Annotated in this window: 9 protein-coding genes and 2 pseudogenes; 3 read left to right on the top strand and 8 right to left on the bottom strand. The window is 60.2% G+C overall.

Translation table 11 applies throughout. From position 1 onward, the window contains the following. The 3 genes and pseudogenes from AUJ55_08840 to AUJ55_08830 all read left to right on the top strand — a co-directional run bounded on the left by AUJ55_08840 (position 1) and on the right by AUJ55_08830 (position 2,142). Positions 1-474, top strand: a pseudogene (locus AUJ55_08840) (hypothetical protein). A 790-nt stretch (positions 475-1,264) separates the two neighbouring features. Beyond that, the gene (locus tag AUJ55_08835) at positions 1,265-1,519 is read left to right on the top strand and encodes a hypothetical protein (GenBank protein OIO56255.1); all 255 of its coding nucleotides are present in this window, start codon (positions 1,265-1,267) and stop codon (positions 1,517-1,519) included. 206 nt (positions 1,520-1,725) lie between these two features. Beyond that, the gene (locus AUJ55_08830; GenBank protein ID OIO56254.1) at positions 1,726-2,142 is read left to right on the top strand and encodes a hypothetical protein; all 417 of its coding nucleotides are present in this window, start codon (positions 1,726-1,728) and stop codon (positions 2,140-2,142) included. 116 nt (positions 2,143-2,258) lie between these two features. Here the strand turns inward: AUJ55_08830 and AUJ55_08825 are convergent, their stop codons facing one another. The 8 genes and pseudogenes from AUJ55_08825 to AUJ55_08790 form a co-directional block, all read right to left on the bottom strand. Then, the gene (locus AUJ55_08825; protein OIO56257.1) at positions 2,259-2,939 is read right to left on the bottom strand and encodes a hypothetical protein; all 681 of its coding nucleotides are present in this window, start codon (positions 2,937-2,939) and stop codon (positions 2,259-2,261) included. A 57-nt stretch (positions 2,940-2,996) separates the two neighbouring features. Beyond that, positions 2,997-3,542 (bottom strand): annotated as a pseudogene (locus tag AUJ55_08820) (phosphatase). A gap of 508 nt (positions 3,543-4,050) precedes the next feature. Continuing rightward, positions 4,051-5,724 carry a hypothetical protein gene (locus tag AUJ55_08815; protein ID OIO56253.1) on the bottom strand — a complete coding sequence of 558 codons (1,674 nt, stop codon included), beginning with the start codon at positions 5,722-5,724 and terminating at the stop codon, positions 4,051-4,053. Between the two features lie 452 nt (positions 5,725-6,176). Further along, positions 6,177-6,833, bottom strand: a complete 657-nt coding sequence (locus tag AUJ55_08810) for a thiopurine S-methyltransferase (GenBank protein ID OIO56252.1) — start codon at positions 6,831-6,833, stop codon at positions 6,177-6,179. Between the two features lie 469 nt (positions 6,834-7,302). Beyond that, positions 7,303-8,196 carry a deoxyribonuclease IV gene (locus AUJ55_08805; GenBank protein ID OIO56256.1) on the bottom strand — a complete coding sequence of 298 codons (894 nt, stop codon included), beginning with the start codon at positions 8,194-8,196 and terminating at the stop codon, positions 7,303-7,305. 71 nt (positions 8,197-8,267) lie between these two features. Further along, a complete protein-coding gene (locus tag AUJ55_08800) occupies positions 8,268-9,266 on the bottom strand; it encodes a hypothetical protein (GenBank protein OIO56251.1) in 999 nt (332 codons plus the stop codon). 71 nt (positions 9,267-9,337) lie between these two features. Further along, positions 9,338-9,895, bottom strand: coding sequence for a hypothetical protein (locus tag AUJ55_08795; protein OIO56250.1), 558 nt, complete (start codon positions 9,893-9,895; stop codon positions 9,338-9,340). A 7-nt stretch (positions 9,896-9,902) separates the two neighbouring features. Beyond that, positions 9,903-10,556, bottom strand: coding sequence for a carbonic anhydrase (locus tag AUJ55_08790; protein ID OIO56249.1), 654 nt, complete (start codon positions 10,554-10,556; stop codon positions 9,903-9,905). Positions 10,557-10,661: the final 105 nt, after the last annotated feature.

The raw sequence follows: 10,661 nt of genomic DNA, 5'->3' as shown, positions 1-10,661 counted from the left end.
CTGCTGAAGTCACAAGAGATCAACCTGGACTACATTCTGGAACTGATTTTTGAAAACAATAAAAAGGTTAAAGATAAAGCGGCGCTGGTTGAGGATGTACGCCGGGTGATTCGTGCCAGTCTGGGTAACCGCGCCAAAGAGAGTTTGTTGGTTGATTTTATAAATCAAACCGACCTGGACCAGATGGGCGATAAGGCCAGTGTGATTGATGCTTTCTTTACCTTTGCACAAGCGGAACAGCAGCGTGAGGCGCAAGAGTTGATTAGTACCGAGAGCCTGAATGCAGAGGCGGCTAGGCGTTATATCGCCACCTCGCTAAAGCGGGAATTTGCCAGTGACAACGGTACTGAACTTAATGCCATTCTGCCCAAGATGAGCCCGCTTAATCCGCAATACCTAACTAAAAAGCAGAGTGTTTTTCAGAAGATTGCAGCGTTTGTTGAGAAGTTCAAAGGTGTGGGTGGGCAGGTTTGAACCAGCCGCGGTCGCAAATTCGCGCATAACAAAGCGCTGCACTCGGACGGCAATTCCGCTGCGCTCTATCGCCGCCAGTGGGCTTGGTTGTTATAAGCTCAAGGAGCACCGATGAAGCTTAATGGCTTGGTTGGCCTGTATCGAAGCATGAAAAATCAAGGGATTGACCGATATCGTTTTGAATATCGTCATGGGCGTGCAATGTTTGATGTGTTCTTTTTCATTGATGAGTCTCCGTTTATTCTATTGTTTGGTGCAAAGGGCGAAGCATTTAGTTTTGAAGTGGAAGTAGAGACAGGATTCAATATAAATCCAACCCTTTGCGGCAATACATACAAAGAACTTTGTAGGGTTATCGGTCTTGAATATGATCCAAATAGTCCATTCAGTCCCAAGTATTTTTTTGCTCAATTCAATCATAATATACCTTATTCATCTTCAATCAAGGCCAAAGCAGAGCCGCATGAAATAGCGCGGTATCGGAATGTGGAAGAGGAAGAAGATAAAATATATTTTCTTGGCTGGCGAAATAATGATCTTCGTGGAGAAACAGTCAGCGAAATAAATCTTACGAAAACAAAATATTTGCTTGGTCAAAAAGCATATATCCGCTGCAATTCAAAGAACATCAGTAGTTGTTGGACAGATGATCCCGCTAAGGCAAAAAAGGTTCAGCTACCAGAATGAAAGCGCTTATAACAATGTCATTCATCCGACACTCCAGTCGCTGCCGCTCCTTCCGCTCGGGTGATGGCAGTCGTTATCTGCTCGCGCCATGACCGAACCTAGGTTGTACATTTACGCTGCCGCTTCGTTCGTGTGTCTCTGGCTAGGCGCCTTGGTCGTCTTCAGTAAAACGCACTGGCTCGGGAAGTACGCGCCGCGTGAGCAGACGAGCCGGAAAGAGCAAAAGGTCATTGGAGGAGTCTTCTTGTTTCTCGGCGTTCTCGGATCGATGACGAGTTACGCGGTGTTTGTGAAAGGAGAGCCGATGTACTTCCTCGGGGTCGTTTTCGAGTGGGTGCGAGTGGCAAGAGGGGAATGAATGGAACTCAAGATCGCCGATAACCAGTCGCTCCAAGCGCTGATTTATTCTCGCTTCCGAGCGACCCACGGCTGGGCCGCAAAAATCAGGAACGTAGGAGGCGACCTAAGTCGCCGAAGCTCTGCTTTTAGTTTTTGCGTAGCGTGCTGATTCAAGGCAGGCGCCTTTAATCGGCGTTTCCTTAGAGAAATCAAGGAGCACTCAGGATGAAAACCGTGTCGCAAAAGATGGGCCTCAAAGCAGGAATGAGATCCTTCTTTGTGCATGCACCGAAGTCAGCATTGGAGGCGATAAACCTGCCAAGCCTTGAGATCGATTCTGAACTTCAAGGGGAGTTCGACTATATTCATTTCTTTACGACAACTCAGTCCGAGATGGATGCCGTATTTCCTAAACTCAAACGCCATCTTAAGTCACGGGGAATGCTTTGGGTTTCGTGGCCAAAGAAAAGACAACTCAATACCGATCTCGTTTTAGATCGAGTGGTCAACATCGCTTATCGTCATGGACTTGTGGAAAGCATTTGTCTGAGCGTGGATTCTATTTGGTCTGGTCTTAAATTTACGCACCCAAAGAAAGGCAAGATTTATCACAATAGCCACGGACAGCTTCCCATGGCCTAACAAGGCGCTCGCCCAGACGCAAAGGTTGTTGCGCTCGCGCTGCACAGCTTGGTCGTTATGAGGGATTGCCAATGGCCTGCAACCGGAGGCCCTTTTCTTTTGCGCGTCAGCAGCGCTTACGCGTTCGCCATCCCCGCCTCATCCGCGATTCCCCCCCGTATCCGCCGCTCCATATCCCCCTTGCGCGCCACCATCTTCTCCGCCAACTGCTTGCTCCCGCCGCCCTCGGCAATCACCCGGCGGATCAACTCGTCGGGAATACGCACCACCGTTTCAATCGCCTGCGCTACCGCTTCAGCGCTCATGTCGCCGAAGAGCTGGACGGCGTGGGGGTTGCCGTGGTCGTGGCGCAGCAGGTCGAGTTCGCCGACCTGGGCGGCAAACGCCTTGCCCTTGGGCGCCCCCTGCGCCCGAAACGCCAGCGCCCCCCCGACATCGAGGGTCAACACCGTGCCGCCCGCCACCCCCTGGTTGTCGCCGTGGTATCCGGCGGCGTCCCAGTTGGCGGTCCAGGCGTGGACCCCCAGCCAGCGCTGCGCCTGCCGACGCTCGTCGTCGCTCAGCCGGGCGACGCACCGTTTGTCGAGTTCGATCCACTCGGTTGCGATCTGGTCGTCCGCGTAGGTGCGCACGTAGGTCAAGGTCGGCGCACCAGCCAGCCGGTAGAGGGCGGCGGCGATCCGCTCGTTGCGGGCGTGGGCGGGCGATTCCAGGGTTTTGACGTAGTAGCGGCGGCCGCGCCCGTCCTCGAATACCCCGCCGAGGTTGGTCCCCAGACTGCCGCCGATTTGTTTCATGAGGGTGGTGTCGATGGGGGCGTCGCCCCCCCCGTCGTTCGGCTGCGCATCGAGGGCGGGGCGGGTACGGCGCACCACCGCCAACTGCGAGGGGGTTTCGATGGCCCCTTTGCGTGCGCGCCGCACGGCGGCAATCGCCTGGTCGGGATCCATCCTCAACTCGGCGAGCAGCCTCGCGGCGATCATCCCCGCCCGCCCCAATCCCCCTTTGCAGTGCACGAGCACATCGTGCCCCCCCCGCAGTAGGTCGCGGATTTCACGACCCGTCGCAATCCACTGCCGCTCGAAGTCGTCGCTGGGGATGGCGTAATCGGCGATGGGTAGATGACGCCAGGCGATCCCCCGGCTTTGGACATCTTGCCCCAGGTGGGGGACGCCCAGCGCCTTGAGTTCCGCCGGTTCGACCAGGGTCAGCACCAGCTTGGCGCCCCAGCTCTGGATGGCACCCAGGTCGAGGCCCAGGTCGCGGGCCCAAGCGCCGGTGTGGGCGAAGCGGTCGTGTTTGCCGGGGCAGAAGGTGATGCCGATGCGCCCGTGGGCGGGGTTGGCTTGGACTTGAGCGATTTCGAGGGGGTGGGTGTGGCTGGTTCGCAGGGTGGCCATAAGGTTGTCGAATGGGATGACGCCGTGGCGGGTGGCGGAGGGGGCATCTTGGGGGTACGGCGGTGGAGCGCAACAGAAAAAGGCCTGAAACCGTGGATCTGCAGATGGGGCAGATGAACGCAGGTTCAAAACCTTGTTGGTCATTTTAAAGGGGGAGGGTTCGGCCCTCTGATGAGGCAACGCGGTTAGGCCACCGTTAGCCCCCCATCCCAGCCTTCCCCCAGCTAGGAGTCTGTCGGGCTTGAGCGTCCGTAGCGAGCCGAGTGGGGAATCGAGGATCATAGTGGTGGCTATGTGACGAAAAACCGGGGAAATTTGGACCGATTACCCGCCGGCGCAGTAGGACGATCTCAAGTCCGACAGACTCCTAGGGGGAAGGGGCGGAATCTGGCGGTGTTGTTGGGCTTTCGTGGGCTGGAGGGTGTTTTGCTCTTCTTCGCTCGTGATTGGGCACAAAAAAAGGGCCTCCAACCGGAGGCCCTTTTTTTGTGCTTCTACTGCAAAAAAATCACTCGCCGCTGTGCCGATGTTTGGTATGCGGTCCGCGATTGCTGGTGCGGCGCGAGCCGGTGCCGTCCTCGTAATGATGGCGGGCCGGTTCGCTGCGGTGGCCCGCTTCGGGGCGGAAGCCACCTTCGCGGCCACGGTAGCCGTTGCTGTCGGTGCGCAGGCTCAGACGGTTGTTGTCGCCGGCCGTGCGGGGTGCGTCGCTGCGATTGCCACGGTAGCCCCCTTCGCTGTTGCCGCCGCGATATCCGCCCTCGCTGTTGCCGCCACGATAACCTCCTTCGCTACGGCCCTGGCTGTCGCCACGGTAGCCACCCTGGGAACGGGGCGCGCCCCCTTCGGCGCGATAGCCCCCCTCGGAACGCCCCCCCTCGGCGCGATAGCCTCCCTCAGAGCGACCCCCCTCGGCGCGATAGCCGCCGCCGGTGGGGCGATTGCCGCCATTACCGAAGCGGGGCTTGCTTCCGCTGCCGCCGGGACGACCACCACGGCCATTGCCGCGCTTGCCGTTGCTCCCGGAACCGGGACGGGGCTCGGGGCGGCTCGGCTCCAACCCTTCGATGATGTGACGGTCGAGTTTCTGACCGGTCAGCCGCTCGATCTTGGCCAGCTTGTCCCAATCTTGGGGACCAACCAGCGAAGAGGCGATGCCGGTGGCGCCGCCACGGCCGGTGCGACCGATGCGGTGGACGTAGTCCTCAGCCACGATGGGCAGGTCAAAGTTGACCACATGGCTAATACCGGAGATGTCGATGCCGCGCGCCGCCACGTCGGTGGCAACCAGAATCTTGACGTAGCCACGGCGCATCCGCTCCACGGTGCGATTGCGGGCCCCCTGTTTCATATCGCCATGCAGGGCGGCGGTGGAAAGCCCTTTTTCTTTCAGGGTTTCGGCCAACTGATCGGCATCGCGCTTGGTGGCGGTGAAGACGATGGCCTGATGCACCTCGGGGGCGTTGAGCAGGTGCTCAAGCAGGGAGTGCTTGTGGCCCAGATTGTCGGCTTGGTGAATCTTCTGGGTGATCGAGGCGTGTTTCTCGTGGGCGGTGGTGATCTGAATGCGGACAGGATCGCGCAACATCTTTTGGGCCACACGCAACACGTCGCCTTCGAGAGTGGCCGAGAAGAACATGGTCTGGCGATCTTTAGGGGCGGCGTCGGCCACCAGATCGACATCCTCTTTAAAGCCCATGTCGAGCATGCGGTCGGCTTCGTCCAGAACCAAGAACTCCATGCGGGACCAGTCCATCCGGCCCGAACGCATGTGGTCGACCAAGCGACCGGGGGTCGCCACCAGCACATCCACACCGGCCCGCAGCATCTTGATCTGGGGGGGGTAGGGGACGCCGCCGACGACGGTGCCACAGCGCAAACGGGTGAATTTGCCGAAGGTGCGAATCGCCTCGAAAACCTGGGTGGCCAGCTCACGGGTGGGGGTCAGGACCAACATCCGGGGGCCATAACCGGGGGCCGGGGTGTTATCGAGCATCTTCTGCAAGGCGGGTAATGCAAACGCAGCGGTTTTGCCGGTGCCGGTTTGAGCCGAAGCGAGCACATCTTTGCCTTCAAGGGCAACGGGGATCGCTTTGGTCTGGATATCGGTGGGGGTGGTGAAGCCGGCGGCTTCCAGGGCTTTCAACAGGCGGGGGTCCAGCTGGAGATCTTGAAACGACATAGATACGGCCTCTTCCGCCAGCCACGGGCGGGATGATGATGGGTAGAACCGACACGAGGGGCGGTCTTCCGTTGTGGCCTTGGGAAGGGGTCGCCAGGTTCCGGATGCCTCCCCGCCAAAACGGGGTAGGAACGTCGCCAACCGGATATGCCTGACGTGGTACTAGAGGCAGATGCAGAAGCAGGTCAGAGACGCACACTTTCCAACGGGTTCTGGAAAGGGCGCGCAGAGTAGGACAATCCCCAGGGGAAAGCTAGGGATTGGGGGAAGATGAAGAAAAATTAAGAAAGCTCCGATTGATTCGGCGCTTTTAAGAATGGGGAGGGCGCGCGGGGCCGCTGCGTTTGAAGGTGGTTGCGCCGCCTGCATCGCCCGGAGACCGGCGATTTGGCGGGAGGACATCCGGGCATTGAACCGAACGCAACCAAGCGAGGTTTTTGTTTCTCGACAACCTACCGTCGCCGTAACACCGATACATGCTCGACGATTCGGCTCAAGCCCCGTTCCCGATATCGGGGGGTCTCGGTGAGTAGGTCGATTTCGTGCAGCGGGGTGACCTCGAAGTTGGCGCCAAACAGTGCTACCACCTCGCTCGTCGGAACCGAAAAAGGGGGGCCGGGTTGTTCGGATTGGGGGTAATCCAGGCCCACCAGAAGGGTCACCGTGCCGGGGGGAGTCAGGGTCGCCATGTGGGCGGCGTAGCGGGTGCGCATCTCGGGGGGGAGGGCGATCAGGGCGGCGCGGTCGAATACTGCGGTCACTCCGATGAGGTCGGCAGGGGTTAACGCGAAAAAATCCCCCTGCAAAATGGCGATCTCTCCCGCCTCAAAGCGGGTTACCCCCCCTTGGGGTGTCACCTCGGGGTGCAAGCCCTGCTCGGCGAAGAAGTCCTGGGCCGCCTGCCTCGATAGCTCTACCCCCAACACCCGATGCCCCTGCCCAGCCAACCAAGCCATGTCGAGGCTCTTGCCACACAGCGGCACGAAGACCACCCCCCCTTGGGGGGCGGCGATTTCGGGCCAGAACTGTTGCAGGTGCAGGTTGATGGACTGCTGATGCCAGCCGATCTGCCCTTCGCGCCAGCGGTTTTCCCAGAAGGAGGGTTCCATGGAGGTTCCTGTTTAGTCGATAGGTTGGCGGGCAAAGTCGATCACCACCAAGCCCTTGAAACGAAAGGGTATTTGTGGACACGTTCGAGAAAGTATGGCGCCTTGTCCCCGCCGAATCGCCCTCTCTTCTACAGGCTCATGTGAACAGGACCGAGCTTCTACACCCGAACAAACGGTTTGAGCGGGTGGTAAGAGCCCGGTCCTCGCGATGCAGTTGGTCTAAGGAAGCGCTGATTGATTAGCGCTTCCGAGCAGACCGGGGATCCACGTGGTGCGCTGTCGTAGGAGGCGACCCCGTCGCCGAAGCGCTGCTGATTCTGAAAGCGAAGCCAAAACGACGCCGCCTCATGGCGCCTACTTTTGGTTTTTGCGAAGCGTGCCGATTCAAGGCAGGAGGCCTTTAATCAGCGTTTCCCTAAGAGGGTCACGCCCATGCAGCCCTGACTGACCCCCCCTGCCGTCCCTCGGCTTACAAACCATCCCGCCCCTCCTCCAATTCAGGCAGGGGGGGAATCTCGCCGCTTGCTGCCATCGTTTTGAGCCAGGCGATCTCTTTGGCGTACCCCTCGGGGTTGGTGGGGGTCTCAAGAAACATGGGGATGTGGCGGGTGCGGGGGTCGGTGACCAGGCGCCGAAAAGGCTCGGCCCCCAAAGTGCCGCGTCCCAGGCAGGCATGGCGGTCGACCCGGCTGGCGAAGTCGCTTTTGCAGTCGTTGACGTGAAAAGCGGCCAGACGACTCAGCCCCAGGATCCGCTCGAAGTCGGACCAGAAACGCTCCCAACCCTCCTGCGATTTGATGTCGTACCCGGCGGCAAAGGTGTGGCAGGTATCGATGCACACCGCAAAACGCTCTGGCTCGTTGAGCCGGTCGATGATCGCCTTGAGCTCCTCAAGGGTGCGGCCGATGTTGGTCCCCTGTCCGGCGACGTTTTCGAGCACCAGTTTCACATCGCGGCATTCGGGGTGACGGGCGCAGATGCCGTTGAGGGCGGTGGCCAGGGTTTCGATCCCCGCCTCGGTCCCCATCTTGAGGTGGCTGCCGGGGTGAAAGTTGAGCAGCTCGATCCCCAGTTGGTGGCAGCGGAGCATCTCGTCTTCAAAGGCGGCAATCGACTTGGCCCGTTTGTCCTCTTCAGGATTGGCCAGATTGATGAGGTAGCTGTCGTGGCTCATCACCGTGCGGATCCCCAACCGCGCCCGGTCGGCTTTGAAGCGGGCGATCTCTTCGGGCTCCAGCGGCTTGGTGGTCCACGATTTTTGATTGCGGGTGAACAGCTGCATCCCGGCGGCGCCGATGTCGGCTCCCCGCTGCGGGGCGTTGTCGACTCCGCCCGAGGTGGAGACGTGGGCGCCGATGGTCATGGTTGGGTCGGTCATGGTTTTGCTCGATGGATGGGGCAAGTCGCGGGATCAACAGCAAACCGACGTTTTGCTCAGAATTCGAAGTTGGGGCGGATCAGGTACTGAAAACTGTTGATGCGGGTGTTGGGATCGGCGAGCGATCCCGAGTATTTGCCGACGCTTTCCCAAACGAAACCGAACTCGATGGAGAAGGCGACCCGGGCGTTGTCGAAGGGGAATTTGCGGTCGAGCATCAGGTAGTGCCGCATCGGTTTGAGGTCACCTTGCCGCATATCGAAGATGTATTCGAATCCGAAGTCCCGCAAAAAGGTGTCGCCGAGCAGGCCGATGTCGAAGTCGGTGCGCGAACGACGCAGTGCCACGTAGTAAACATCGGCAATGTCGGGATTGCCGTGCACCTTGGCGCCAAGCCGGAAGCTCCAATGCAGCTCCTGGGCGTCGATGGTCCGATCTCCCTTGATCTTCCACTCCAATTCCCACCAGGGGTCGTCGACCAGTTGGTTCGACTTGATGTGCTGGGCGCCGCCGCTCAAAAGCCAGCCGGTGTACCCCTTGTTCCCCCCCGCGTGGGTTTCCCCGGGGCGGGTGAAGCTCACCACTTTGCCTGCGAACAGCGACAGCGCCCAGGGCTCTTCGAAACCGGCGGTCAGGGCGCGAATCCAGTTGAAACTGCCGGTGACGTTAGCGCCGTCGTAGGAGCTTCGGGCGTGGTCGTGGATCGCGACCCCGAGCAGTGGCATTGGATTGACGCTGGCCTCAACCACCACGAACGAGGGGATGGCCGAACTCAGGGTGAGATCGCGGTAGACCTCAAGTTCGGGCTTGTCGCCCACATCGGGGATCGCTTGGTTCGAAAGGGGGATGTACCAGCCAATGTTCGAGTAGTAAGGATCCAGCTCCCAATCGAACTCCACACCACCGGGGGGGGGCTGCTCCTCGACCTGGGTTGTGGGGTTGGTCGGGGCGTCGGGATCGGGCAACGGGGTATCTTCGGCGTGGACTAAACAGGCCGGTAGAAGCAAAGCCAGCGCGAGCAGGCCGATGATGGCGCGATGCAAAAGGGGGATCATGGGATTTCCGGTCGTTGAGGCGGCTTGACCGGGTCAGTGTAGCGGGTCGGGGGGGAAAGGCCCAAGGGGGCTTAACCCAATGCCGCAATAAATCCTTGAGCGACGGATCGATCCAGGGCGCAGAGCCGAATTTCTCGAATATTGGCAGTCCGTTGCAACGCATTCCGGGCCGTGACGGCGATGATTCGGGTGCAGGTGGCGAGGTCGCCGCCAAAGCTTCCCGCCGAGATCGCCGGCAGGGCAATGCTGCGCGCCCCCGCTTGGTCGGCCAGCCGTAGCGCCGCCCGCACCGCGCTGGTCAACAAGCGAACAAAGGTGTCGGAATCGACCGAACCGGCCACCGGCCCCACGGCGTGAACCACCCAGCGCATCGGAGGAAAACCGGCCCCGGTCAAGGCGGCGGCACCGGTCTCTACCGGGCCGTGGCTTGCAACGAACGCGTCGCACTGCGCTTGGATTTGTGGCCCCCCCTTGCGGGCAATGGCCCCCGCGACGCCGCCCCCGAGCAACAGATGGGTGTTGGCGGCGTTGACGAGGGCGTCGACCGGTTGGGCGGTGATGTCTCCTTGAACGACGAGCAGGGTTGCGTTGGGGAGGTCGAAGCGGGCCAGAAGGGTGCCTTGGTCCACCACCGAATCAGCCGATGTGGGGGGGGATCATGCGGTAGATGCCGGGGATCTGCTCGATGCTGGTTACCGATAGCCCCATGTCGCGCACCAGTCCGTCGTGCAGGCCGTAAATCCAGCCGCTGACCGTCAAGTCGCGTCCATTGCGCCAAGCGTTTTGCACGATGGGGGTGTGGCAGATGTTGTCGACCTGGTGGCCGACGTTGAGCTCGCACAACCGGTTGTGCTGCTCTTGGGGATCCTCGATGGCCCCCAGCTCGTCTTCGTGACGGGTGTAGACATCTTTAAGGCTGCGCAACCAGTGATCGAGCAGCCCCCGCTCCCGGTTTTCCATCGCCGCCCGCACCCCACCGCAGCCGTAGTGACCGCAGACAATGATGTGGCTGACCTCAAGCACCTCGACCGCGTATTGCAGCACCGACAAGGCGTTAACGTCGGTGTGGTGCACCAGATTGGCGACGTTGCGGTGCACGAAGACCTCGCCCGGTTCCATGCCGACGATCTCGTTGGGGGGCAGGCGACTGTCGGAACAGCCGATCCACAAAAACGAGGGGCGCTGCTGTTCCGATAGGCGCTGAAAGTACTGGGGATCCTCGTCCTGACGGCGCTGGGCCCAGGTGCGGTTGCGCTGCAAGAGGTCTTCGAGTCGTTGGGCGATGGTCATAAGAAAGCGGTACTCGCTGCGTCAAAGGGGGATCCCCCCTTGGGAGGCCATGGACGCAGAATACTGGGTTCGGGGGGGGGAGGGGAATCTTGGATGCGGGGTGGG

The sequence above is a fragment of the Proteobacteria bacterium CG1_02_64_396 genome (genome assembly GCA_001872725.1).
Taxonomy (GTDB): Bacteria; Pseudomonadota; MNWR01; order CG1-02-64-396; family CG1-02-64-396; genus CG1-02-64-396.
Note: the sequence above shows the minus strand (reverse complement) of the source record. Positions and strands in the feature narration are given on the sequence as shown.